The following is a 23407-nucleotide window of genomic DNA, read 5'->3' on the forward strand; positions in this document are numbered from 1 at the left end:
AGCATGCTGTGGGAGCCTCAATGCCCGAACAGCGAGGTGCGATGACGACCCGCGATGACAGGTCCCGGCCCGCTCGCCCGACCACGACGGTGCTCGCCGTCCCCGACGCCACGCGCAAGGGCAACCAGGCCTACGACCTGATGCGCCGCGAGATCGTCGCCTGCCGCCTCCTGCCCGGCACGCGCTTCACCGAGGCCGAGGTGATGGAGCGGTTCGAGATCGGCAAGGCGAGCTGCCGGATCGCGCTCCAGCGCCTGGCCCAGGAAGGCTTCGTCAGCTCGATGCCGCGGCACGGCTACCGGGTCAGCCCGGTGACCGTGAAGGATGTCGACGAGGTCTTCGCCCTCCGGATGGAGCTTGAGCCCCTCGCGGCGCGGGGCGCCGCCGGCCGCGTGAACCGGGCGCATCTGGAGCGCCTGGAGCAGGCCTGCCGCCGCAAGATCACGGTGGAGATGGGCAACCAGATCGACTTTTTCCTGGAGGCCAACCGGGGCTTCCACCTCGCGATCGCCGCGGCTTCGGGGAACGGGCGCCTGTACCGGACGCTGTCGGGCCTCCTCGACGAGATGACCCGCCTCGTCGCCCTCGGCTTCGGCGTGCAGGGGGTGCGGCCGAACATCGAGAACGACCACACCGCGATGATCGAGCACCTCGTGGCGGGCGACGCCGACAGCGCCGCCCTGGTGGCCCGCCGCCACGTCGAGACGTTCCGCGACATGACCCTGGAGAAGGTCATCGCCAGCCTGCGCGACACCGCGGTGGTGGCGCCGGTGCGGCCGGCCCGGGTCGACGGGGGCGAGCCGTGAACGCCGTCGAGCTCGACCACGTCAGCAAGTGGTTCGACCGGCGCGAGGGCGGGCCGCTCCACGTCCTCGACACCGTCGACATCGCGATCCCGCAGCACGCGATCGTCGCGATCCTGGGCGCGTCGGGCTGCGGAAAGAGCACCCTCCTCAACATGATCGCCGGGCTGGTCGAGCCCGATCAGGGCGCCGTCCTCCTGAACGGCATCCCGTCGCACGCCTTCCGCGACTGGCGGGCCATGACCTACATGTTCCAGGAGGACCGGCTGCTGCCCTGGCGCACGGCCGCCCAGAACGTCGCCTTCGGCCTCGAGGCCGGACGCATGGGCCGGGCGGAGCGGGCGCGGCGGGTCGACGAGACCCTGCGGCTCGTCGGGCTGGAGGCCTTCCGCGACGCCTACCCGCACGAATTGTCGGGGGGCATGCGCAGCCGGGTGGCGCTCGCGCGCAGCCTCGTGACCGAGCCCAAGATCCTGCTCCTCGACGAGCCGTTCTCGAAGCTCGATCCCGAGATCCGCGCGCAGATGCACGCGGAGCTGCTGCGCATCGCCGGTCTGCGGGCGATGACCCTGGTCTTCGTCACGCACGACGTCGAGGAGGCGGTGGTGCTGGCGAGCCGGGTGGTCGTCCTGCACCCGCGGCCGGGCCGGATCGGCACCGTCCGGGCCATCGATCTGCCGTACCCCCGCGACCCGCTCTCGACGGAGGTCGCCGAGGAGGTCCGGCGCCTGCGCATCAGCCTCTCCGCCGCGAGCGCGCGATGCTCGTGAAGACCCCGCCGCGCCTGATCCGGCGGACGCGGACGTCCGGCGCCGGACGCCGGGCGGGCGTGCTGCTCCAGCGGCTCGCCCTGCTCGCCCTGGCGCTGGCCGCGTGGCAGCTCGGATCGCTGCACGCGCCGAGCTTCGTCCTGCCGAGCCCCGCGCGGGTCTGGCACACGTGGCTCGGCCTCGTCGCCACGCCGAGCTTCGCCGCCGATCTCGGCATCACGCTGGGCCGGATCGGCGCCGGCCTCGCCTTCGCGGCCCTCGTGGGGCTGCCGCTCGGCCTGCTGCTCGGCGCGAGCCCGCGCCTCGGGCGCTTCTTCGAGCCGGTGCTGACGGTGACCAACACCGTCTCCTCCGCGATCTGGGCGATCTTCGCGCTGATCTGGTTCGGCCTCTCGAACTGGACCACGATCTTCGTGGTGTTCATGACCGCGATGCCGCTGATCCTGACCAACGTCTGGCAGGGCACGCGCACGGTCAGCGCCGAGCATCTCGAGCTCGCCCGCACCTTCCGGATGCCGCGCCGCAAGGTGCTGACCAAGATCTACCTGCCGACGATCCTGCCCGCCTTCTTCGCGGGCGCGCGCCTCGCCATCGGCTTCGGGGCGCGGGTCGTCCTCGTGGCGGAATCGCTCGGGGCGAGCAGCGGCATCGGCTACCGCCTGCGGCAGGCGGCCGACCTCGTCCAGACCGACCAGGTCTTCGCCTGGACCCTCACCCTCGTCGCCCTGATGATCGGGCTCGAGACGCTCGTCCTGAAGCCGGCCGAGCAGCGCCTGTTCGCCTGGAAGAAGGTGGCGCAGCCGTGACGGCCGGCACCGCCCGGCGACACGCCCGTCGCACGACCCCTCATCGCCCGTCCCGGAGAACGCCTTGAAACGGATCCGCGTCCTCGCCGCCGCCGCGCTCTGCGCACTCGGCCTGCCCGGCCTCGCGCGCGCCGAGACGGTGCGCATCGGATACTGGAGCTCGGGCATCAGCCTCGGCTTCGGCGCCGTGCTGGAAGCCGGCAAGTTCATGGAGAAGGAGGGCCTGACGGCCGAGTACGTCAAGTTCCCGGACGTGAACGCGCCGACCAAGGCGATGGCCGCCGGGGCGATTGATTTCGCGATCGCGGCGAGCGCCGGGACGGCGCTGAGCGTCACCGCCGACGGGCTGCCGATGAGCATCGTCCTGGCGACCCAGGTGGCCGATCTCGACTTCGTCGTCCCGGAGGACTCGCCGATCAAGACTATGGACGACCTCAAAGGCAGGAAGATCGGCACCTCGCCGGCCGGCAGCGGCACCGCCGCCATCGCGGCGGCGATCCTGGAGACCAATCACGGCCTCAAGCCCGCCGACTACCAGGCCGTCCCCGGCAACGATTCCCGGCTGGCGCAATTCCTCGTCCAGAAGGACATCGACGCCGCGGCCCTGCGCACCGTGACCCTCGCGCTCCTGCCGGACGTGAAGCTGCGCCGACTCGGCACCTTCCGGGAGGAGTGGAGGCGCCTCACCCAGCAGGACGCGCCGCCGGTCCTCGGCGTCGGCCTGATGCGCAACGCCTGGATGACGCAGAATCCGGACGCGCCCGCCAAGGTCGTGGCCGCGATGCGCAAGGCCTACGCCTTCGGCCAGGCCGACAAGCCCGGCGTGGCCAAGATCCTGAAGGCGGCCGCGAACCTGAGCGACGCCGACGCCGCGGCCTACGCGGGCCTCTGGGACGGCATCTACACGGTCAGCCTGGAGCCCGCCGACATCGCCTCGCTGAAGCGGGAATTCGACGTGTTCAAGGCGGTCGGCGCCGTCCAGGGCAGCCTGCCGGACACGGCCCTGGTCCCCGGCCCCTACGAGCGGTCGAAGTCGATCCCATAGCCTTTCCGACCTGCAGAAGAGGGTTTCCACGATGGCTCAGACGATGAAGGCGCTCGTGCTGGAGGCGCACGGCGACATCGACACGCTGAAGGTGGTCGACGACTATCCGAGGCCGTCCCCCGGCCCGGGCGAGGTCCTGATCCGCGTCGGCGCGTCCTCGTTCAACTACCACGACGTGTTCACCGTGAAGGGCATGCCCGGCATCAAGGTGCCGATGCCGGTGGTGATCGGCCTCGACATGGCCGGGCAGATCGTCGAGCTCGGCGAAGGCGTCGCGGAGTGGCGCGTCGGCGACCGGGTGCTGGTCAACCCGCTCAACAAGGCCAAGGGCCTGATGGGCGAGATGCTCGACGGCGGCATGGCCGAGTATTGCCGGGTCTCGACGGGCCAGCTCATCGCGATGCCGCCGGACGTGAGCTACGCGGACGCGGCGTCCCTGCCGGTGGCCTACGGCACGGCCCACCGCATGCTGATCACCCACAACACCGTGAAGGCCGGCGACAAGGTCCTGATCCTGGGCGCCAGCGGCGGCGTCGGCACCGGCTGCGTGATGCTGGCCAAGCAGCTCGGCGCCGAGGTGATCGCCTGCGCGGGCAGCGCGGAGAAGATGGCGGCGCTGACGGCCCTCGGGGCCGACCACGTCGTCAACTACCGCGAGACCGACTTCTCCAAGTGGGCGATCCAGCAGTACGGCAAGCCGCAGCGCCGGACCTACGAGGGCGGGGTCGACGTGGTGATCAACTTCACCGGCGGCGACACCTGGGTGCCCTCGCTCAAGTGCCTGAAGCGCGGCGGCACGCTGCTGGTCTGCGGCGCCACCGCGGGGCACGATCCCAAGGAGGATCTCCGCTACATCTGGAGCTTCGAGCTCAAGGTGATCGGCTCGAACAGCTTCTACGACGACAACCTGTCGGCCCTGATGGACATGATCCAGGCCGGCACGCTGAAGCCGACCATCGACAAGCTCCTGCCCCTCGAGGAGGCCGCCGAGGGCCTGCGGATGATCCGCGACCGCGAGGTCATGGGCAAGATCGTCGTCACCCCCTGACACCGCCCGAGGAGATCCCCCAAGCCATGTCCGACACCCCCCTCACCAAGGAGCAGGTCGAGGCGCTGCTGCTGCGCGGCCCGTTCCACCAGTGGCTCGGCCTCTCCGTCGTCGCCGTCGGCGATGGGACGATCGAGCTGAAGGCGACGTGGCGGCCGGAATGGGTCGTCAACGCCGAGCGCGGCTACGTGCACGGCGGCATCCTGGCGACGCTCGTGGATCTCACCGCCGACTGGGCGCTGGTCTCCAAGACCGGCCGCGGCGTCCCCACCGTTGACCTGCGGGTCGATTATCACCGGGCCGCGATGCAGGGCGATCTCACCTGCCGCGGCACGGTGGTGAAGTTCGGCAACCAGCTCTCGGTGGCCGAGGCGCAGATCCTCGACCCGGAGGGGCGCCTGCTCGCGAGCGGCCGCGGCGTCTACATGACGGCGCCGCCGAAATGACCGGACCGGCCCCCGGCGCCCCGGCGGATGGGGCCCTCGACCACGTGGTGATCAACGTGCTGCGGCGGATGGACGAGGCGGCGGAGCTGTTCGCCGCCCTCGGCTTCCGCCTGACACCGCGCGGCCACCACTCGCTGGGCTCCATCAACCACCTGATGATGACGGCCGGACCCTACCTCGAACTCGTCGGCCTGCCCGAGACGGGTCCGCAGCGGCAGGACGTTCTGGACAGCCCGTTCGGCCTGAACGGGCTCGTCGTGGCGAGCCGGGACGCCGACGCGACGCATGCCCGCCTCGCCGCGGCGGGGCTCGCGGCCGGGCCGACCGTCGCCTTCACGCGCCCCGTGACCGTCGACGGCCGCGAGGACACGGCCCGGTTCCGCACGGTGCGGGTGCCGGTCGACCGGTTCCCGGCGGGGCGCCTCTACCATTGTGAGCACCTGACCCCGGATCTCGTCTGGCGCCCCGAATGGCTCGACCATCCGAACGGCTTCACGGGGATCGACGCGCTGAAGATCGAGAGCCCGGCACCGGATGCCGACGCCCGTCTCTACGCCGCCGCGAGCGGTGCGCCGGCCGAGGCCGTGGGTGACGGCTGGACCCTCCGGCTCGGGGAGACGCGGGTCGCGATCGCGCCGGGGCCGGCCGGCCGCTTCGCCACCCTGACCCTGCGCTTCCGCAGCCTCGACGCCCTCGAAGCCCGCGCGGGCGCGCTCCCGGAGGCGGGCTGGGTTCGGCACGGGCCGGGCGCGGCCACGCTGACGCTGCCGACCTTCGACCTCAACCTCCCGTGCAGGGCGGCCCCATGACGCGCGCGGCCACGGCTCCGACCAATCTCGGCGATCTCGTCGACCGGTCCGGGCCGCCGGACAGGCCGCTGATCATCGGCGTCGCCCCCGATGGCGAGCCCGCCGTGATGACCCGCGCCGGCCTCGACGCCCGGGCCGACGCCTTCGCGCGCGGCCTGCTGCGCGGCGGGATCGCCCGCGGCGCGCGGGTCGCGATCCTCGCGGCCAACCGGCCCGACACGATCGCGGCGCTGCTCGGGGCGATGCGCGCCGGCGTGGTCCCGGTCCCGGTCAATCACAAGTTCCCGCCGGCCACGATCGCCGCCGTGCTCGCCGATTGCGGGGCGCGGCTCGTGCTCTGCGACGGCCCGCGCCGGGCGCTGCTGGCCCATCTCGGCCCCGATATCCGGATCGCCGGGTTCGACGATGACGGGCCGGAGGGCTTCGCGGCCTGGCTCGACCCCGGTCCGTTCGTGCCGGTCGTGCCCGAGCCCGACGAGGCGGCCCTGTTCCTCTACACGTCCGGCTCGACGGGCCGGCCGAAGGGCGTGCGGCTGAGCCATGCCAGCCACCTCTGGGTGGCGCGGACCCGCGCCGCGGAGACGGACCTGCGCGACGACCGGCTGCTCGTGGCGGCGCCGCTCTACCACATGAACGCGCTCGCCCTGGCGCTCCTCGTCTGCGCGGCCGGCGCCACGATGGTGCTGCTGCCGCAATTCGAGGCGCGGGCCTACATCGCGGCGATCGACCGGTACCGCTGCACGTGGCTCACCGCCGTGCCGCCGATGATCGCCATGATGCTGCGGGAGCCGGATCTCCTCGCGGAAGCCGACCTCACCGGCGTGCGGACGGTCCGGATGGGCTCGGCGCCGGTCAACGACACCCTCGCCCGGCAGATCCGCGCCCTCCTGCCGAACGCCCGCATCCTCAACGCCTACGGGACCACCGAGGGCGGCCCGGTCGTGTTCGGCGACCATCCGGACGGCCTGCCGACGCCGGTCGCGTCGGTCGGCGTGCCGCATCCCCAGGTGGCGGTGCGCCTCGTCGGACCGGACGCCCCGGAGACCGGGATCCTGCAGATGCGCAGCCCCGCGATCATGCTCGGCTACCACAACCGGCCGGACGTGCCCGTCCCGATCACCGCGGACGGGTTCTACGACACCGGCGACGTCTTCCGCCGCGACGCGGACGGGTTCTTCTACTTCCTCGGGCGGACCGACGACATGTTCGTCTCCGGCGGCGAGAACATCTTTCCGGGCGAGGTCGAGCTGGTGCTGGAGCGCCACCCCGCGGTGCTCCAAGCCTGCGTGGTGCCGGTGGACGACGCCATCAAGGGCACCAAGCCGGTCGCCTTCGTGGTCCGCCGGCCCGGCGCCACCGTCGACGAGGCCGCTCTCAAGGATTACGCGCTCGAACACGCGCCGGCCTACCAGCACCCGCGTCGGGTCTGGTTCGTCGAGGCGCTGCCGCTCGCCTCGACCGGCAAGATCGACCGCGCGGCCCTGCGCCGGCGGGCCGAAGAGGCCGTCCGCGTCCCGTGACCGTGCCGGGCGGAATGGCGCTTGCAGGTTGTGTTCCTGCGGAATGCGCGCCCGCAGAAGGCATCCTCGCTAGGGATCCCGCCCGGCGCCCCCGTCCCCGCCCGCCTGCCCCGGAACGCCAGGAGTGACCCCATGCTGCGACGAACCTTCCTCGGCGGTGCCGCCGTCGCGGCCGCCGCGCCCTTCCTTCCGGCCCGCCCGGCCCTGGCCCAGGGCGGCCGGGCGAGCGTCCTGCGCTTCGTGCCGCAATCCGACCTCACCATCGTCGATCCGGTGACGACCACGGCCTACGTCACGCGCAACCACGCGCTCATGGTGTTCGACCAGCTCTACGGCCTCGACGCGCAGTTCACGCCGCAGCCGCAGATGGTCGAGGGCCACACGGTCGAGGAGGACGGGCGGCGCTGGACCTTCCGGCTGCGCGAGGGCCTGAGATTCCACGACGGCGAGCCGGTGCGGGGCCGCGACTGCGTCGCGTCGATCCGGCGGTGGGCGCAACGCGACAGCCTCGGGCAGGCCCTGATGGCGCGCACGGACGCCCTGGAGGCGCCGGACGACCGCACCTTCGTCATCCGGTTGAAGCGGCCCTACGGGCTGATGCTCGAGACGCTGGCGAAGCTCGGTCCGCCGGTCCTCGTCATCATGCCCGAGCGCCTAGCCGCCACCGACCCGGCCCAGCAGATCCCCGAGCTGATCGGCTCCGGGCCGTTCCGGTTCAACACCAAGGAGCGGCTCGTCGGCGCCCGCGTGGTCTACGACCGCAACCCGGACTACCGGCCCCGGGAGAACGGCCCGGTCTCCTGGGTGGCGGGGCCGAAGCGTGTCCATTTCGAGCGGGTCGAGTGGCAGGTCATGCCGGATCCCGGCACCGCGGCCGCCGCCCTTCAGAACGGCGAGGTCGACTGGTGGGAGAACCCGATCAGCGATCTCGTGCCGACGCTTCAGGCGCACCCGCAGATCGCGACGCAGCTCGCCTCGCCGCTCGGCAATCTCGGCACCGGCGTGATGAATCATCTCCACCCGCCCTTCGACAAGCCGGCGGTCCGGCGCGTGGTCCTCGAGGCCCTGTCCCAGGCAGACTTCATGGCGGCGGCCGCCGGCGACGATCCCAAGCTGTGGCGCAAGGATGTAGGCCTGTTCACGCCGGGGACCGCGATGGCCACCGATGCCGGGCTCGACGTGCTCACCCGGCCGCGCGATCTCGCCAAGGCCAAGCGCGACCTCGTGGCGGCCGGCTACAAGGGCGAGCGCGTCGTGCTCATGTCGACGAGCGAGAACCCCGTGCTCGGCGCCCTCGGCGAGATCATGCACGACCTGCTCCAGCGCCTCGGGATGAATGTGCAGTACGTCGTCTCCGACTGGGGCACGCTGGTCACCCGCCGCGCCAGCAAGGCGCCCCCCGACCAGGGCGGCTGGAACATCTTCACCACGACCTGGACCGGCCTCGACATGGCCAACCCGGTCGTGGAGCAGGTCCTGCGCTGCGGCGGCGAGAAGGGTTTCTTCGGCTGGCCGGACCTGCCGGAGCTGGAGAGCCTGCGGGAGGCCTGGATCGAGGCGCCGGACCAGGCGGCCCGCAAGGCGATCGCGGCCCGGATGCAAACTCTCGCGATGCGCGACGTGCCGTACCTGCCGACCGGCCAGTACTTCTACCGGACGGCCTTCCGGCGCGACCTTCGGGACGTGGTCGACGGCCAGTTCGTCTTCTGGAACGCCCGCCGCGCCTGACGGACGTCGCGTCCTGGCCGCCCGTCGCCGCTCCGGCGACGGGCGGCTTCGCGGATACGCGCCTCAGTGCGCGAAGACGCCGGCCAGATCCCGGAAACCCTTGATCTCGATCGGATTGCCGCTCGGGTCGAAGAAGAACATCGTGCGCTGCTCGCCGGGCTCGCCGGCGAAGCGGACGACGGGCGGGATGTCGAAGGCGATGCCGGCCGCCTCGACACGGCCGGCGAGCGCCTCCCAGGCGTCGAGCGGCAGCACCACGCCCAGATGCGGCATCATCACCGTGTGGTCGCCGACCTTCCCGCTCCGGGTGGTGGCGAAGGGCTCGCCCAGGTGCAGCGACAGCTGATGGCCGAAGAAGTCGAAATCGACCCAGGTCTCGGTGCTGCGGCCCTCCTGGCAGCCGAGGACGCCCCCGTAGAAGCGGCGCGCCGCGTCGAGGTCGGTGACGTGGTAGGCGAGGTGGAACGGCGTGAGCATCGACGGTCTCTTGCTGGATGGAGGAGGTGCGGCGCCGTCAGGGCGCCGGATCGGGGGCACGCGCCGAGACGACGCCGCCGACGAGGTTGCAGGACAGCAGGAACGCGCTGTCGAGATCGCCGCCGCCGGCCGGCACCAGCGCCGTCAGCCGCGCGGCCAGAGCGCTTCGCGCGGCGCGGGCGATGACCTGGGCCTCCGCGACGGCGACGGCCGCGAACCGGATCGTCTCCCCCGGCCGCACCTGCGCGAGGCGGCCGAGATCCGCCGAGATCACGGTGGCGATCTTCGGGTAGCCGCCGGTGGTGTGGCGGTCGGCCAGCAGGATCAGCGGGCGCCCGTGTCCGGGCACCTGGATCGAGCCGTTCACGATCCCGTCCGAGACGATGTTGAAACCGTCCGCGTGGGCGATCGGCGGCCCGTCGAGGTGGCAGCCCATCCGGTCCGCCCGCGCCGTGAGGGTGTAGGGCTCGGAGAGGAACGTCCGCAGGCCGTCCTCGGTGAAGCCGTCGGCCTGCGGCCCGAGCACCACCCGGATCGGGCCACCGAAGGTCGGCCGGTGGGCCGGCGGCAGGGTCAGCGGACGGTCGCGGGGCGCGGGCGCCGCGAGGGGCAGCAGGTCGCCCGCGGCCAGGGGATGACCGTCGAGGCCGCCGAGGCGGGTGCGGGTGTGCGTCGCCACGCTGCCGAGCATCGGCGCGACGGCGAAGCCCCCGGCGACCGCGAGGCAGGCGCGCAGGCCCTGCCGCGGTCCGCCCAGGACGAGCCGGTCGCCCCGCCGCAGGTCGTGGGCCGTGAACGGGTCGAGGGCGCGGCCGTTCAGGCTCATCGCGAAGGGCGCGCCGGCGAGGGCGACGCGGCAGATATCCGTCTCGCAGGCGAGGGTCGGACCGACCATCGCCATCTCGATCACCGCGGCGTCGAGCGGGTTGCCGACGAGGCCGTTGGCCAGGGCCAGCAGGTCGGGATCCATCGCGCCGGACCCCGAGATGCCGTAGCGCAGGTAGCCCGGCCGCCCGGCATCCTGCAGGGTCGAGGCCACGCCGGGGGCGATGACGCGCAGGCCCTCAGGCATCGATCCGCTCCAGGGTCGCGACGGTCTCGCCGGCGCGGGCGGCCTCGCTGAGGCCGTCGAACGCGGCGCGGTCGATCGGCTCGAACCGGATCAGGTCGCCGGCCGCGAACAGGAACGGCTCGGCCCGGCCCGGATCGTAGGAGCGCGCGGGCGTGCGGCCGATGAGCTGCCAGCCGCTCGGCAGCTCCAGGGGCGGCGAGACGCCGGTCTGGTTCCCGCCGATCGAGACGCTGCCCGCCGGGGTCCTGGGTCGGGGATCGGTGCGCCGGCTCGCGTAGAGCCGGGGATCGAGGCCGCCCAGATAGGCGAAGCCGGGGGCGAAGCCGATCATGTAGACGCGGTAGTCGCGGCCGGAATGAAGGGCGATCACCGCCTCCGGGCTGAGCCCGGCCCCGGCGGCGAGGTCGTCGAGGTCGGCGCCGTGCGCGCCGCCGTAATGGACCGGCACCCGCCAGCGGCGCAGCGAGCCCGCCGCCCCGTCCGGCGGCGGCCAGTGCGCGGCGATCAGCGCGGCGAGGTCGGCCCGGGGCAGCAGGTCCGGATCGTAGAGGACGAGGAGCGAGCGGTAGGTCGGCACGGTCTCCAAGAGGCCCGGGCGCCCGGCGCCACGGAGCGCCGCGTCGAGGGCGATGACCCGCGCGTTGATCGCGGGATCGACCGCGCGGCCGAGCTCCACCGTGAGCGCCCGGTCGCCGCTATCGAGGAGGCGGTAGCCGGGCTCAGACACCGAGCACCTCGGCCATCGGGCGCAGGGCGATCCCCTTGGCGGCGCAGTCGTCGCGCAGGCGGCGCGCCATGGCGACCGCGCCGGGCGTGTCGCCGTGGACGCAGACCGTGTCGATCCGCGTCGGGATGCGCCGCCCGGACAGGCAGGTGATCGCCCCGTCCTCCAGCATCCGCGCCACGCGCTCCGAGACGGAATCGGGATCGTGCAGCACGGCGCCGGGGAGCTTGCGCGAGACCAGGGTGCCGTCATCCGCGTAGGCGCGGTCGGCGTAGATCTCGCGCGCGATCGGCAGCCCGAGCTTCTCGCCGGCCCGCTCGGTCTCCAGGCCGGGCATCACCACGAAGATCAGGTCGCGGTCGAGGGTGCGGATCGCCCGGGCCACCGCCAGAGCGAGGTCGGCATCCTCGTTGGCCATGTTGCCCATGGCCCCGTGGGTCTTCACGTGGCGCACCGGGCAGCCGGCATCCTGCGCCAGCGCCAGCAGCGCGCCGACCTGGTAGAGCACCGCCTTCTCGATGTCGGCGGGGCGCTCGCCGTGGATCGGCCGCCGGCCGAAGCCCCAGAGGTCGAGGAAGCTCGGGTGGGCGCCCGCTTGCACGCCGTTCGCGGCGGCGCGGCTCAGGGTCTCGTGCATCACCAGCGGGTCGCCGGCGTGGAAGCCGCAGGCGATGTTGGCCGAGGTCGCCACGGTCAGCATCTCGGCGTCGTCGCCCAGACGGTAGACGCCGAAGCCCTCGCCCATGTCGCAGTTCAGATCGACGATCATCGGTGCATCCCTTCTCTCGCGCGGGGTCAGGCTTCGGCGACCAGGTGGGCCACCAGGGTGGCGGCGGCGCACAGATCCGCGATCCGCATCGCCTCGTCCGGGTTGTGGCTGCCGTTCTGGTTGCGGATGAAGATCATCGTGCTCGGCACGCCCTGGCCGGCCAGCGTCGCGGTGTCGTGCCCCGCCCCGCTCGCCATCGTGCGGAACGGCGTCCCGAGCCGGCGCGCGTGGCCGGACAGGGCCTCGACCAGCGCGGCGCTCATCCGCGCCGGCGTGCTGCCGGTCCGCTCGCCCAGCACGAAGCGTACCGAGCGGACGGCCTCGATGGCGGCGATATGCTCGGCGAGCGCCGCCTCGACCCGGTCGAGAACGGCCGGCTCGGTGCTGCGCACGTCGAGGCAGAAGCGGACTTCGCCGGGGATCTTGGCGAAGGCGTGCTGAACCGGGTCGGTGGCGACCTCGCCCAGCGTGATCGTGGCCGGGCAGCCCTCCGCCTCCAGCCTGCCCCAGAGCGCGTCCAGGCCGGTGATCAGGTCGGCGAGGGCGAAGACGGCGTCGCTGCGGTCGCCCCGCGCCACGGCGCCGGAATGGCCGTAGCGGCCGAAGCAGGCCGCCTTGCGGTAGCGGAAGCTGCCGCTGATCGCCGTGACGAAGCCCACGGGGAGCCCGGCCGCCTCCAGCGCCGGGCCCTGCTCGATGTGCATCTCGACGAAGCCGTGGATCCGCGCCGGATCGAGGAGCCGCTCGCCCCGCGCCACCGCCCCCGGCCGCAGGCCGAGTTCGGCCATGTGGTCGCGCAGGCTCCGGCCGGTATCGGCGCGGGGCAGGTCGAGCACCTCCGGCGGCAGCAGGCCGAGCGCGGCCCGGCTGCCGACGTAGGAGGCCGGGAACCACACGCTCTCCTCGGCCCGGAACACCGCCACCGTCACGGGACGCGCCGGCACGATCCCAGCCCGGCGCAGGGCCTCCACGGCCGCGAGGCCGCCGATCACGCCCGCCGCCCCGTCGAAATTGCCCCCGTGGGGCACCGTGTCGACGTGAGAGCCGACCATCCAGGGCGCCAGTGCCGGGTCGCGGCCCGCCATCGTCAGGAACAGGTTGCCGGCCGCGTCGGTCTCGGCGGCGAGCCCGAGTGCCAGCCCGGTGGCTCGCATCAGGGCGTGGGCGCGCTCCTCGCCGACGCCGTAGGCCGCCCGCGTCACGCCCGGCGCGTCCTCGCTGAAGCTCAGGAGCTCGGCGAACAGGCCCGCGCAGAGATCCGGATCGATCGCGAGCCGGGTCATGCCGGCTGCCGCGCGGGTCCGACCCGGTCCATCGGCTGAACAATGAGGCACGCGCCCGGCGCAGTCGCGAAGGAAATACCGGGATCCGGAAGTTCGATGACCATGTCGGAGGCAGCCATGCTCAAAAATACCGCTTGAATGCCGGCGGTATACCGGTTCTGCTAAGGCATCCCATCCGATTTGGCAATGTAAAACGTCGGCGGATGGAAAATTAAATCTCTATATTGAGAGATTTTATGAACGATAAAACAGCAACATAATGCGATCTGCGTGCGGATCTAAGCATCGATCCGCGAAGCGACTGCAAAACATCAGGTTTAAAGATGGCTCAGACCGAGACGGCCGCGCCCCCGCTCCTGAAGATCAGGAAGCTGCACAAGAGCTACGGCACCAACGAGGTCCTGAAGGGCATCTCCCTCGACATCCGAGAGGGCGAGGTCGTGTCGATCATCGGTGCGAGCGGCTCGGGCAAGAGCACGTTCCTGCGCTGCCTGAACCTCATGGAGACGCCGACCTCCGGCTTCATGGATTTCGAGCGCTTCGCCTTCGACTACGAGCAGGGCGCCCGCCGCCAGCCGACGCCGCAGCAGCTCTGCGAGTTGCGGGCGCGGATCGGCATGGTCTTCCAGAGCTACAATCTCTGGCCGCACATGACCGTGCTGGAGAACGTCATCGAGGCGCCGATCCGGGTACGTCGGATGCCGCGCCGGCAGGCCGTCGCGGAGGCGGAGGCGCTGCTCCAGCGCATCGGCCTCTACGAGAAGCGGCACGCCTACCCGTCGAAGCTCTCGGGCGGGCAGCAGCAGCGCGTGGCGATCGTGCGCGCCCTGGCGATGGCGCCCAAGGTGATGCTGTTCGACGAGGTGACCTCGGCCCTCGATCCGGAGCTGGTCGGCGAGGTGCTGGCGCTGATGGGCTCCCTCGCGGCGGACGGGATGACGATGCTGCTCGTCACCCACGAGATGGCCTTCGCCCGGGATGTCGGCACCCGCACCCTGTTCTTCGACGGCGGCGTGATCGCCGAGGACGGGCCGCCCGACGCCATCATCGGCGCGCCCCGGAGCGAGCGGCTGCGCCAGTTCCTCCGGCGCGTCCTGCACCAGCCCGCCGCGCCGGGACAGACGGCGTGAGCCGCCGGCCCATCACCGGGGAGAAGGGACAGCGATGAGCGTCGCGGCGTTGCAGGAGTGGTGGCTCACCCTCTCGGACGAGGTCGTCACCTACGGCCCCGGCTTCCTCTCGGCGACCCTAGTGGTGCTCGGCGTCACGGTGGCGAGCATCCTGGTGAGCTGGGCCTGCGGCCTGCTCGGGGCGCTGGGCAAGCGCTCGTCCTTCGCGCCCTTCCGGGCGCTGGCGAGCTTCTACGTCTGGTTCATCCGCGGCACGCCGACCCTCGTGCAGGTCTTCATCGTGTATTTCGGCATGCCGCAGGTCGGGGTGAAGCTCTCGCCCGTGACCGCCGGCATCATCGCGCTGGGTGTCAGCAGCGGCGCCTACGTGGCCGAGACGATCCGGGCCGGCCTCGCGGCGATCCCCCGGGGTCAGGTCGAGTCGGCGCTGGCGCTCGGCATGAACCCGCGGATCATGATGGTGCGCATCGTCCTGCCGCAGGTCTTCCGCATGATCCTGCCGTCGCTGACCAACGAGGCGATCTCGGCGGTGAAGAATACCTCGCTGCTGTCGACGATCACGGTGGTGGAGCTGACGCTCTACGCGCAGCTCATGATCGCCACGACCTTCCGGCCGTTCGATTTCTACATCGCGGCGGCGCTGATCTACCTCGGCCTCACGTCGATCCTGTCGCAGCTCTCGGCCTATTTCGAGCGGCGCTACGCCCGCCTGTCCTGAGCCCCCCCGCCGCGGGACGGGCCGCGGCCGATCCTTCCCGCCCCGTCCCGAGACCGGAGATCACCATGAACCGCCGCCACGTCCTCGCCCTCGCCGCCCTCTGCGCCAGCCTCGGCGCAGGGATCCTCGCCGCCCCCGCGACCCGCGCGGCCGAGGGCAAGCTGGAGCTGATCGAGCCCGGCAAGCTGATCGTGGCGACGGACAGCACCTTCGCGCCCTTCAGCATGCGCACGCCGAGCGGCGAGCTCGACGGGCTGGAGGTCCGGGTCATGCGCGAGGTCTGCCGCCGGCTCGGGCTCGAGTACAGCCCGGTCAACATCAAGTTCGACGCCCTGCTGGTGGGCCTGATGGCCGACCAGTACGACATCACCAGCGAGTCGATGGACATCACCCCCGCCCGGCAGAAGCAGGTCGCCTTCGCGGACGGGTGGCTCGAATCCGGCGCGCGGATCGTCACCCGCAAGGATACCGGCATCAAGGGGCCGGCGGATCTCAAGGGCCGCAACGTCGGCGCCCTCTCGGCCTCGACCTTCGGCAAGCTCGCCGAGGAGAACGGCGCCACCCTGAAGAGCTACAAGACGGCCGCGGACGCCATGCAGGACCTCGTCGGCGGCAACATCGACGCGGTGATCAACGACGCGGTGGCCGGCAACTACGCCATCAAGGCGCGCAAGCTGCCCCTGGTGATGATCGAGACCCCGCTGAGCACGGTCCAGAAGGGCTTCGCCATCAAGAAGGGCAAGCCGAACCTGCACGCCGCCGTCAACAAGGCGCTCGGCGAGATGGTCGCGGACGGTACCTACGCCAAGCTCGTTACCCCGCTGATCGGCTATGATCCGGCCCCGAAGGAGCCGATCCGCACGCCCGCCATGTGAGCGGGCACGGCGGACGCGCGAGAACAAGAATGGGGAGCGGCTGAGCCGGCCGCTCCGGGAGGACACCATGAAGACCCTCGACGCCGCGTCGTACACGACGGCGCTCAGTGCACGGCGCGAGCAGAGCCTCGGCCAGATGGCCTACGACCGCCTGCTCGACATGCTCGTCCGCCGCGACCTTCCGGCCGGCACCGTGCTGCACGAGCGCCGCCTCGCCGAGATGCTCGACATCTCCAGGACCCCGACCCGCGAGGCGATGTCGCGGCTGGAGACCGAGGGGTTGATCGAGCGGCAACCCGGCGGGATGCTCGTGGTCAAGGAATTCTCCCTGCGCGAGCTGATCGAGATCCTGCATGTCCGCCGCCTGCTGGAGCGGGAGAGCGTCGCGCTGGCCACCGGCCGCATCGCCGACGCGGTGCTGGCGGACCTGCAGCGTCAGATGGAGGCACTCTTGGCGGCGGGCGACCCGGACGCGCCGGGCAACTGGGAGGTCGACCGGCGCTTCCACGACCTGATCGCGGAGCACAGCCAGAACGCGACCCTCGCCAAGACGATCAAGGACCTGCGGCTCAAGACGCAGATGTTCAACCTAAGCCGGATGCCCGAGCGGTTCGAGGCGGTCCATCGCGAGCACCTCGCGGTGGTCGCCGCCCTGCGGGCCAAGGACGCGGCGGCGGCGGCGGACGCGATCGCGGCCCATCTCGAGAATTTCAAGCAGGGCATCATCCAGCGCCTGAGCGAAGTCTGAGCGAAGTCTGGGACGAGGGCGGCGCGATGCACGAGTTCACGGAGCTGCGCGGCCGCGAGGCGGCCTTCCCGGAGGCGGAGTTCGCCGCCCGGCAGGCGGCGGCCCGGGCCGCCATCGCGGGTGCCGGCCACGACGCCCTCGTGGTGACCGGCCCGGAGACGATCTACTGGCTGACCGGCCGCCAGACGGCGGGCTACTTCGCCTTCCAGGCACTCCTCGTGCCCGTGGACGGCGACCCGGCCCTCCTGGTCCGGCAGCTCGAACTGCCGGGCGCGGCCGCCAACACGTGGCTCGACGACATCCGGGCCTACCCGGACGGCGCCGACCCGGCCGCGGCCCTGGCGGCCCTCGTGCGCGGGCGCGGGGTCGCCCGGCCGGCCCTGGAGCGGGACGGCTGGTTCGTCGCGCCGGCGCTCGCGGCGCGGATCGACGCCGCCCTCGGAAGCGGCCCGCTGCCCGACGGATCCGGCCTCCTCGCCCCCCTGCGGGCGGTGAAGTCGGCGGCCGAATTGGCGGCGATCCGGGCCGCCGCCCGGTACGCGCAGGCCGGTCTCGCCGCGGGGCTCGACGCCTGCGCGGCCGGCACCGACGAGAACGCCGTCGCCGCCGCCATGCTGGCGGCCGCAACGGCCGCCGGATCCGAGGCCATGGCGATGGAGCCGCTGGTCGCGTCGGGACCGCGCAGCGGTCTGCCGCACATGACGTGGCGGCGCCGCCGGCTGGAGCCGAGCGACGCGGTCTTCCTTGAGCTCGCCGGCAGCCACGCCCGCTACCACGCGGCGCTAATGCGCAGCGTCTGGATCGGCCCGCCGCCGGCCGAGGCGCAGCGGATGATGGACTGCGCCCTGCGCGCCCTCGACGCGGCGCTCGGCGCGATCCGCCCCGGCCATCCCTGCGCCGCCCCGCACGCGGCGGCGCAGGCCGTGATCGACGCGGCGGGCTACGGCCCGGCCTTCCGCAAGCGGATCGGCTACTCGATGGGCGTCGCCTTCGCGCCGGACTGGGGAGAGGGTGCCCTGCTCTCGCTGTTCACCGGACAGGACCGGCCGATCGAACCCGGCATGGTCTTCCACCTGCCGGCCACCCTGCGCCGCTACGGCGCCTGGACGGTCGGCGCCTCGGAGACCGTCATCGTCACCGCAGACGGGGTCGAGCCCCTGTCCGACCTGCCGCGCACCCTGTCGGTGCGGTGAGGCGTTGCTTTCACAAGCGGAGCTTGAACTGACGGGCCGCCGTACCGCTCCCGCGGTCGCGGACTGGTCGGCGACGCCGAGCGGGAGCCGGCCCCATTCCTGCAAGCGATGCCGGGCCGGGCTTCCCGCGGGGACCCGGCCCACCGGTGCGTGGTGCCGGAGCGGAGCGGGAGGTCTCGGATGAAGCGACGCACGCTGTTGCAGGGAGCCGGCGCCCTCGTCGCCGGCGCCGTCGCGGCGCCGGCCCTCGTCCGCGCGGAGGCGGCCCGGACCCTGCGCTTCATCCCGCAGCAGGATCTCGTCACCCTCGATCCCGTGACGACCTTCGCGTACATCACCCGCAACCACGGCTACATGGTCTTCGACACGCTCTACGGCATGGACGCGGCCTATCGCGCCACGCCGCAGATGGTCGAGGGCCATTGGGTCGAGGCGGACGGGCGCCGCTGGGACTTGATCCTGCGGGCGGGCCTGCGCTTCCACGACGGGACGCCGGTGCTGGCCCGCGACTGCGTCGCGTCGCTGCGGCGCTGGGCGAAGCGCGACCCGTTCGGCGGCTCCCTCATGGAGGCGACCGACGAACTCTCCGCGCCCGACGACCGGACGATCCGGTTCCGCCTGAAACACCCGTTCCCGCTGCTGCCAATCGCGCTGGGCAAGGCGTCCGTCCCGGTCTGCGCCATGATGCCGGAGCGCCTCGCCGCCATCGACCCGTTCCAGCAGGTGCCGGAGCTCATCGGCTCGGGACCGTTCCGCTTCAAGCCCGACGAGCGGGTGCCCGGCGACCGCGTCGTCTACACCCGCTTCGAGGACTACGTGCCGCGCCCGGACGGCCCGCTGACCTGGACCTCGGGTCCGAAGGTCGTCCATTTCGACCGGGTCGAGTGGCGCGTCATCGGCGACACCTCCACGGCGACCTCCGCGCTGATCGCCGGCGAGACGGACTGGCAGGAATACGCCTCGCACGACCAGATCGCGCTCCTGCAGGCGGCCAAGGGCGTGAGCACCCGCGTCCTCGACCCGACCGGCTTCGTGACCATGCTGCGGGTCAACCACCTGCAGCCGCCCTTCAACAACCCGGCGATCCGGCGGGCTCTCTGGGGCGGGATCGACCAGACCGCGTGCATGCAGGGGGTCGTCGGCGCCGAGGATCCCGGCCTGTTCCACGTGCCCCTCGGCTTCTTCTGCCCGGGCACGCCGATGGCCTCGACGGACGGGTTGCAGCCGCTCACGGATCCGCGCGATCCGGCGCGGGTGCGCGCCGATCTCAAGGCGGCCGGCTACGGCGGCGAGACCGTGCTGCTGATGGTGCCGTCGAACTCGGCGCCGCTGCTGGCGCTCGGCCAGGTCGCGGCCGACCTGCTGCAGCGGGTCGGCATGACGGTGGAGGTCTACGCGGTCGAGTTCAACGCGATGCTGCAGCGGCGCAACCGAAAGGGGCCGGTCTCGGAGGGCGGCTGGAGCGCCTTCGTCACCAACTGGTCCGGCATGGATTGGCTGAACCCCGCGGGCTACATCGCCCTGCGCGGCACCGGCGAGAGCGGCTACGCCGGCTGGGCCACGACCCCGCGGATCGAGTCCCTGCGCGACGCGTGGCTCACCGCCCCGGACGAGGCGGCGCGTGCCGCCCTGTGCCGGGACATCCAGCTCCAGGCGATGCAGGACGTGCCCCACTACCCGCTGGGCCAGTACCTGCAGCCGACCGCCTACCGCTCCCGCCTCACCGGGATCCTCGACGGGTTCCCGACGTTCTGGAACGTCCGGCCCGCCTGAGGGGGCGAGTTCCGGGGCCTCACAGCCCCGGGAAGGTCGGCGGCGCGATGGCGTCGGGGCCGCGCCCGGCCCAGTCGAGCTGCCGGACCTGCGCGAGCGCGCGGCCCTGCGCCTCCTCCAGCGCGGCCGCGGCGGCGGCGTAGTCGATCGTCAGGGCGCGCCCGTCGCGGACGATCTCGCGGCCGCCGACGAAGACCTGTCGAACCGCGCGGTCGCCGGCCGAGTAGATCAGCGACTGCACGGGATCGCGGCACGGGCGCATGGCCGGATGCCCGCAGTCCACGAGCACGAAGTCGGCCTTGCAGCCCGGTTCGAGCCGGCCGATGTCCTCGCGCCCGAGCGCCCTGGCGCCGCCCACCGTGGCGGCGTGGAACACGTCCGCCGCGCGGGTGTCGCGGGGATTCTCGGCGACGACCCGGGCGAGGTACGAGACGAGGCGCATCTCGTCGAGCATGTTGTGCGGGTAGACGTCGGTGCCGATCCCCATGTTGACTCCGGCCTGGAGGTAGCGCCCGAAATGGTGGAGCGCGATGCCGCGCCGGGCGAAGACCGTCGGGCAGTGGGCGACCGTGGCGCGGCGCTCGGCCAGGCGGCGCAGGTCCGAGCCCGGGCTGTGCCAGTGGGTCCAGGGATGGTCATCGAGGAAGATCCCGTGGCCCACGATGGTCCGCTCGGTGAGCACGCCGAGATCGTCGAGCCACTCGATCGGCGTCATCCCGGTGCGGCGGGTGATCTCGTGGAATTCCGACAGGGACTGCGCCGCGTGGGTGTGGAAGCGCAGGTCGCGCGCGACCGCCTCGGAATGGGCGTCCCGCAGCAGCTCCGCCGTGCAGGTGTCGACCTGCGCCGGGCAGAGCATGCCGGAGAGGCGGCCGCTCGGGTGCCCCTCCGCCGCCGCGATCTCGGCGAGGGCCTGCTCCAGGCCGCGCTGGCCCGCCGCCGCGTCCCACTCGTAGTCCACGCTGTAGCCGTTGCGGGTGAGCCAGCGCCCGGAGCGGAACATCGGGGCGATGCAGACCCGCAGGCCCGAGGCGCCGAGGAGATCCAGCCAGCCCGCGCTCGGCAGGGCGAGGTCGCAGACGGTGGTGACGCCCGAGAGCGCGAGTTCGGCGAGCGCCACCCCGTAGGCGGCCCGCGTCCCCTCCGCGTCGGGCCGCAGGATCGGCAGGTACTCGTAGAGCGAGGTGTTGTAGAGCCGCTGGCTGCCGACCTCGTCCCACATGCCCTTGTTCATCGGCTCCGAGAACAGGTGGGTGTGGATGTCCACGAGGCCGGGCATGACCAGACAGCCGGAGGCGTCGACAGTCCGGGCCGGCTCGGGACCCGCGTAGCCCGGCCCGACATGGATGAGGGCGCCGTCCGCGAAGGCGACGTCCGCGCCGGTGCGGTAGACGTGACTGCCGCTGTCCGGATCCCAGGCGACGACCCACCGGGCCCCCTTCACCAGCGTGATTTCGGCGGTGGCGTCCGGAGCTTCGTCCTGCATCGATAACCTCTCCCTTGCGTAAGCGGGCGGGCAAGAACGGTGCCTTCCGGTCGGATCGGCGGCCATGCGGCCCGGGTTTCGCTTGAGGTCTTCCGCGGTCACGATGGGTCGGTCGACGTCGCGGCATCGCGGTCGATCCCGATCGACCGGTATTCAGAGGGAAGGCGCCATGCGGCCTCGCGACACCACCGAGCCCGCGCGCATCCTGATCATCAACCCGAACGCGTCCCGGGCGGTGACGGCCGCCATCGACGCCGCCCTGGCGCCGCTGCGGCTGCCGGGCGGCCCCATCCTCGCGGTGACCGACCTGCCGGAGGGCCCGGAGAGCATCGCGACCCAGCGGGACGCGGATTCGGTGGTGATGCCGCTCGTCCGGTGTGTGGCGGACGATCCGTCCGACGCCTTCGTGATCGCCTGCTTCAGCGATCCGGGCCTGCACGCGGTCCGGGAGGCGGCGAGCGGTCGCCCGGTGATGGGCATCGCCGAGTGGGGGATCCTGCGGGCCCTGACGCTCGGGGAGCGCTTCGGCATCGTGGCCCTGTCCGAGGGCAGCGTCCGGCGCCAGCGCCGCACGGTGCGCCAGATGGGCCTCGGGGATCGCTATGCCGGGAGCCGGCCGGTGGAGGCGCGGGCCTCCGAGACGGCGGACGCCGCGATGGGCCCGCGCCTGATCGCGGCCGGTCGGACCCTGGTCGAGCGCGACGGCGCCGACGTGGTCGTGCTCGGCTGCGCCGGCATGGCGCGCCACCGGGCCGCCGCGGAGGCCGCGATCGGGTGCCCCGTCATCGAGCCCTGCCAGCAGGCGGCCGCCGCGGCCCTCGGGGCCGTGCTGCTCCGGGCCGCCCCGTGAGAAGGAACCGGCGATGCAGTACGACCTCCTGATCCGCGGCGGTACCTGCGTGACGCCGTGGGGCACCGAGACGGCGGATGTCGGGATCCGCGACGGGCGCATCGCGGCCCTCGGGGTCCCGGCCGGAGCGACGGCGGAGGCGGTGATCGACGCCGCGGGCCTGCACGTCCTGCCCGGCCTGATCGACAGTCACGTTCACCTGCGCGATCCTGGCGACCCGGCGGTGGAGACGATCGAAACCGGCACGCGGGCCGCGATCCTCGGCGGCATCGCAACCCTTTTCGACATGCCAAACACCGTCCCGCCGATCGCCGACGCCGGGCGCCTCGCCTGGAAGCGCGACTACGTCGCGGGCCGCAGCTGGTGCGACATCGGCCTCTACGTGGCCGGCACCAAGACCAACATCGACGCGCTCGCCGCCCTGGAGCGCGAGGCGGGGGTCTGCGCCGTCAAAGTCTTCGCCGGCAGCTCCACGGCGGCGCTGATGATCGAGGACGACGCGCATCTCGAGCGGGCGATGCGCGCCGGCCACCGGCGCATGGCCTTCCACAGCGAGGACGAGTACCGGCTCCAGGCGCGCAGGCCGCTGTTCAGCCGGGGCCAGCCCTACCGGACTCACATGGAGTGGCGCGACGCGGAATGCGCCTTCCTGGGCACGCGGCGCCTCATAGCCCTCGCCCGCAAGACCGGCCGGGCGACCCACATCCTGCACGTCTCGACCGCCGAGGAACTCGCCTACCTGCGCGACTTCCGCGACGTCGCCACCGTCGAGGTGCTGGTCAATCACCTGACCCAGGTGGCGCCGGACTGCTACGACACGCTGGGCGGCCTCGGCGTGATGAACCCGCCAATCCGCGACGCGCGCCACCGGGCGGCCGCCTGGGCGGCCCTGCGCGACGGCACCGTCGACACGGTCGGCAGCGACCACGCGCCCCACGCGCGGGCGGCCAAGGCGCAGCCCTGGCCGGACTGCCCGGCCGGCCTCACCGGGGTCCAGACGCTGGTGCCGGTAATGCTCGACCACGTCGCGGCGGGGCGGCTGTCCCTCGCCCGCCTCGTCGACCTGATGGCAGCCGGGCCGGCCCGCGTCTACGGGCTCCTCGGCAAGGGCCGCATCGCCGCCGGCTACGACGCGGACTTCACCCTGGTGGACCTGAAGGCCCGCCGCAGGATCGAGGAATCCTGGATCGTGTCGCCCTGCGGCTGGACGCCCTTCGCGGGCGTCGACGTCACCGGCTGGCCCGTCGCCACGATCGTGCGCGGGATCCCCGTCATGCGCGACGACGCGGTGCTGGGCGAGCCCGTCGGCCGCCTCGCGCGCTTCGCCGCCTGAC

Annotated in this window: 23 protein-coding genes; 17 read left to right on the plus strand and 6 right to left on the minus strand. The window is 72.5% G+C overall.

Going from position 1 to position 23407, the window contains the following annotated elements:
• Window positions 1–41 precede the first annotated feature (41 nt).
• The 9 genes from C4T42_RS11250 (at window position 42) to C4T42_RS11290 (ending at window position 8975) form a co-directional block, all read left to right on the plus strand.
• Complete coding sequence (locus tag C4T42_RS11250; protein WP_042670257.1) at window positions 42–806, plus strand: GntR family transcriptional regulator; 765 nt, start codon at window positions 42–44, stop codon at window positions 804–806.
• Window positions 803–1573 carry an ABC transporter ATP-binding protein gene (locus C4T42_RS11255; RefSeq protein WP_020094476.1) on the plus strand — a complete coding sequence of 257 codons (771 nt, stop codon included), beginning with the start codon at window positions 803–805 and terminating at the stop codon, window positions 1571–1573. The genes C4T42_RS11250 and C4T42_RS11255 overlap by 4 nt, the downstream gene beginning before the upstream one ends.
• Window positions 1564–2379, plus strand: coding sequence for an ABC transporter permease (locus C4T42_RS11260; RefSeq protein WP_020094477.1), 816 nt, complete (start codon window positions 1564–1566; stop codon window positions 2377–2379). The genes C4T42_RS11255 and C4T42_RS11260 overlap by 10 nt, the downstream gene beginning before the upstream one ends.
• Window positions 2380–2443: 64 nt before the next feature.
• Window positions 2444–3424, plus strand: a complete 981-nt coding sequence (locus tag C4T42_RS11265; RefSeq protein WP_042670254.1) for an ABC transporter substrate-binding protein — start codon at window positions 2444–2446, stop codon at window positions 3422–3424.
• Between the two features lie 31 nt (window positions 3425–3455).
• The gene (locus C4T42_RS11270; RefSeq protein ID WP_026605141.1) at window positions 3456–4472 is read left to right on the plus strand and encodes a zinc-binding dehydrogenase; all 1017 of its coding nucleotides are present in this window, start codon (window positions 3456–3458) and stop codon (window positions 4470–4472) included.
• A gap of 26 nt (window positions 4473–4498) precedes the next feature.
• Complete coding sequence (locus tag C4T42_RS11275; RefSeq protein WP_020094480.1) at window positions 4499–4918, plus strand: PaaI family thioesterase; 420 nt, start codon at window positions 4499–4501, stop codon at window positions 4916–4918.
• Window positions 4915–5727 (plus strand): VOC family protein, encoded by an 813-nt coding sequence (locus C4T42_RS11280; protein ID WP_020094481.1) that lies wholly within the window; start codon window positions 4915–4917, stop codon window positions 5725–5727. The genes C4T42_RS11275 and C4T42_RS11280 overlap by 4 nt, the downstream gene beginning before the upstream one ends.
• A complete protein-coding gene (locus C4T42_RS11285) occupies window positions 5724–7247 on the plus strand; it encodes a class I adenylate-forming enzyme family protein (protein WP_056527159.1) in 1524 nt (507 codons plus the stop codon). Before C4T42_RS11280 ends, C4T42_RS11285 begins: the two co-directional genes overlap by 4 nt.
• Window positions 7248–7379: 132 nt before the next feature.
• Window positions 7380–8975 carry an ABC transporter substrate-binding protein gene (locus C4T42_RS11290; RefSeq protein WP_056527028.1) on the plus strand — a complete coding sequence of 532 codons (1596 nt, stop codon included), beginning with the start codon at window positions 7380–7382 and terminating at the stop codon, window positions 8973–8975.
• Window positions 8976–9038: 63 nt separating this feature from the next.
• Here C4T42_RS11290 and C4T42_RS11295 read toward each other — a convergent pair whose 3' ends face one another.
• Genes C4T42_RS11295 through C4T42_RS11315 form a run of 5 tightly spaced genes read right to left on the minus strand, consistent with a single transcriptional unit; the run spans window position 9039 to window position 13300 of the window.
• Window positions 9039–9452 carry a VOC family protein gene (locus C4T42_RS11295; RefSeq protein WP_012329553.1) on the minus strand — a complete coding sequence of 138 codons (414 nt, stop codon included), beginning with the start codon at window positions 9450–9452 and terminating at the stop codon, window positions 9039–9041.
• A gap of 37 nt (window positions 9453–9489) precedes the next feature.
• Window positions 9490–10524, minus strand: a complete 1035-nt coding sequence (locus C4T42_RS11300) for a biotin-dependent carboxyltransferase family protein (protein WP_056527025.1) — start codon at window positions 10522–10524, stop codon at window positions 9490–9492.
• Window positions 10517–11251 carry a 5-oxoprolinase subunit PxpB gene (pxpB, locus tag C4T42_RS11305; protein ID WP_056527022.1) on the minus strand — a complete coding sequence of 245 codons (735 nt, stop codon included), beginning with the start codon at window positions 11249–11251 and terminating at the stop codon, window positions 10517–10519. The genes C4T42_RS11300 and pxpB overlap by 8 nt, the downstream gene beginning before the upstream one ends.
• The gene (locus tag C4T42_RS11310) at window positions 11244–12017 is read right to left on the minus strand and encodes a 5-oxoprolinase subunit PxpA (RefSeq protein WP_056527019.1); all 774 of its coding nucleotides are present in this window, start codon (window positions 12015–12017) and stop codon (window positions 11244–11246) included. The genes pxpB and C4T42_RS11310 overlap by 8 nt, the downstream gene beginning before the upstream one ends.
• A 26-nt stretch (window positions 12018–12043) precedes the next feature.
• Window positions 12044–13300 carry a Zn-dependent hydrolase gene (locus tag C4T42_RS11315; RefSeq protein WP_103985112.1) on the minus strand — a complete coding sequence of 419 codons (1257 nt, stop codon included), beginning with the start codon at window positions 13298–13300 and terminating at the stop codon, window positions 12044–12046.
• 323 nt (window positions 13301–13623) lie between these two features.
• Between C4T42_RS11315 and C4T42_RS11320 the strand changes: the two genes are divergently transcribed.
• The 6 genes from C4T42_RS11320 (at window position 13624) to C4T42_RS11345 (ending at window position 19737) form a co-directional block, all read left to right on the plus strand.
• Window positions 13624–14430, plus strand: a complete 807-nt coding sequence (locus C4T42_RS11320; RefSeq protein WP_056527014.1) for an amino acid ABC transporter ATP-binding protein — start codon at window positions 13624–13626, stop codon at window positions 14428–14430.
• 34 nt (window positions 14431–14464) lie between these two features.
• Window positions 14465–15148: an amino acid ABC transporter permease gene (locus tag C4T42_RS11325; RefSeq protein WP_020094490.1), complete on the plus strand. Its 684-nt coding sequence runs from the start codon at window positions 14465–14467 to the stop codon at window positions 15146–15148.
• Window positions 15149–15213: 65 nt separating this feature from the next.
• Complete coding sequence (locus C4T42_RS11330; RefSeq protein WP_020094491.1) at window positions 15214–16023, plus strand: transporter substrate-binding domain-containing protein; 810 nt, start codon at window positions 15214–15216, stop codon at window positions 16021–16023.
• A gap of 67 nt (window positions 16024–16090) precedes the next feature.
• Window positions 16091–16771 (plus strand): GntR family transcriptional regulator, encoded by a 681-nt coding sequence (locus tag C4T42_RS11335; protein ID WP_020094492.1) that lies wholly within the window; start codon window positions 16091–16093, stop codon window positions 16769–16771.
• Between the two features lie 26 nt (window positions 16772–16797).
• A complete protein-coding gene (locus C4T42_RS11340; protein WP_020094493.1) occupies window positions 16798–17964 on the plus strand; it encodes a Xaa-Pro peptidase family protein in 1167 nt (388 codons plus the stop codon).
• Window positions 17965–18144: 180 nt separating this feature from the next.
• On the plus strand, window positions 18145–19737 hold the full coding sequence (locus C4T42_RS11345) for an ABC transporter substrate-binding protein (protein ID WP_020094494.1): 1593 nt from the start codon (window positions 18145–18147) through the stop codon (window positions 19735–19737).
• 19 nt (window positions 19738–19756) lie between these two features.
• Here C4T42_RS11345 and C4T42_RS11350 read toward each other — a convergent pair whose 3' ends face one another.
• The gene (locus C4T42_RS11350; RefSeq protein ID WP_103985113.1) at window positions 19757–21223 is read right to left on the minus strand and encodes an amidohydrolase family protein; all 1467 of its coding nucleotides are present in this window, start codon (window positions 21221–21223) and stop codon (window positions 19757–19759) included.
• 169 nt (window positions 21224–21392) lie between these two features.
• Between C4T42_RS11350 and C4T42_RS11355 the strand changes: the two genes are divergently transcribed.
• Both C4T42_RS11355 and C4T42_RS11360 read left to right on the plus strand, forming a co-directional pair.
• The gene (locus C4T42_RS11355; RefSeq protein ID WP_020094496.1) at window positions 21393–22073 is read left to right on the plus strand and encodes an aspartate/glutamate racemase family protein; all 681 of its coding nucleotides are present in this window, start codon (window positions 21393–21395) and stop codon (window positions 22071–22073) included.
• A gap of 13 nt (window positions 22074–22086) precedes the next feature.
• Complete coding sequence (locus C4T42_RS11360) at window positions 22087–23406, plus strand: dihydroorotase (RefSeq protein WP_020094497.1); 1320 nt, start codon at window positions 22087–22089, stop codon at window positions 23404–23406.
• Window position 23407: the final 1 nt, after the last annotated feature.

The organism is Methylobacterium sp. 190mf (assembly GCF_900107945.1).
Classification (GTDB): Bacteria; Pseudomonadota; Alphaproteobacteria; order Rhizobiales; family Beijerinckiaceae; genus Methylobacterium.

Excerpts from the sequence above, each read along its gene's own strand:
- C4T42_RS11285 (WP_056527159.1), top strand. The coding sequence starts at position 5,724 with ATGACGCGCGCGGCCACGGCTCCGACCAATCTCGGCGATCTCGTCGAC.
- C4T42_RS11330 (WP_020094491.1), top strand. The coding sequence starts at position 15,214 with ATGAACCGCCGCCACGTCCTCGCCCTCGCCGCCCTCTGCGCCAGCCTC.
- C4T42_RS11325 (WP_020094490.1), top strand. The coding sequence starts at position 14,465 with ATGAGCGTCGCGGCGTTGCAGGAGTGGTGGCTCACCCTCTCGGACGAG.
- C4T42_RS11355 (WP_020094496.1), top strand. The coding sequence starts at position 21,393 with ATGCGGCCTCGCGACACCACCGAGCCCGCGCGCATCCTGATCATCAAC.
- C4T42_RS11345 (WP_020094494.1), top strand. The coding sequence starts at position 18,145 with ATGAAGCGACGCACGCTGTTGCAGGGAGCCGGCGCCCTCGTCGCCGGC.
- C4T42_RS11280 (WP_020094481.1), top strand. The coding sequence starts at position 4,915 with ATGACCGGACCGGCCCCCGGCGCCCCGGCGGATGGGGCCCTCGACCAC.
- C4T42_RS11250 (WP_042670257.1), top strand. The coding sequence starts at position 42 with ATGACGACCCGCGATGACAGGTCCCGGCCCGCTCGCCCGACCACGACG.
- C4T42_RS11275 (WP_020094480.1), top strand. The coding sequence starts at position 4,499 with ATGTCCGACACCCCCCTCACCAAGGAGCAGGTCGAGGCGCTGCTGCTG.
- C4T42_RS11315 (WP_103985112.1), bottom strand. The coding sequence starts at position 13,300 with ATGACCCGGCTCGCGATCGATCCGGATCTCTGCGCGGGCCTGTTCGCC.
- C4T42_RS11335 (WP_020094492.1), top strand. The coding sequence starts at position 16,091 with ATGAAGACCCTCGACGCCGCGTCGTACACGACGGCGCTCAGTGCACGG.
- C4T42_RS11300 (WP_056527025.1), bottom strand. The coding sequence starts at position 10,524 with ATGCCTGAGGGCCTGCGCGTCATCGCCCCCGGCGTGGCCTCGACCCTG.
- C4T42_RS11320 (WP_056527014.1), top strand. The coding sequence starts at position 13,624 with ATGGCTCAGACCGAGACGGCCGCGCCCCCGCTCCTGAAGATCAGGAAG.
- C4T42_RS11360 (WP_020094497.1), top strand. The coding sequence starts at position 22,087 with ATGCAGTACGACCTCCTGATCCGCGGCGGTACCTGCGTGACGCCGTGG.
- C4T42_RS11290 (WP_056527028.1), top strand. The coding sequence starts at position 7,380 with ATGCTGCGACGAACCTTCCTCGGCGGTGCCGCCGTCGCGGCCGCCGCG.
- C4T42_RS11350 (WP_103985113.1), bottom strand. The coding sequence starts at position 21,223 with ATGCAGGACGAAGCTCCGGACGCCACCGCCGAAATCACGCTGGTGAAG.
- C4T42_RS11310 (WP_056527019.1), bottom strand. The coding sequence starts at position 12,017 with ATGATCGTCGATCTGAACTGCGACATGGGCGAGGGCTTCGGCGTCTAC.
- C4T42_RS11295 (WP_012329553.1), bottom strand. The coding sequence starts at position 9,452 with ATGCTCACGCCGTTCCACCTCGCCTACCACGTCACCGACCTCGACGCG.
- C4T42_RS11270 (WP_026605141.1), top strand. The coding sequence starts at position 3,456 with ATGGCTCAGACGATGAAGGCGCTCGTGCTGGAGGCGCACGGCGACATC.
- C4T42_RS11340 (WP_020094493.1), top strand. The coding sequence starts at position 16,798 with ATGCACGAGTTCACGGAGCTGCGCGGCCGCGAGGCGGCCTTCCCGGAG.
- C4T42_RS11260 (WP_020094477.1), top strand. The coding sequence starts at position 1,564 with ATGCTCGTGAAGACCCCGCCGCGCCTGATCCGGCGGACGCGGACGTCC.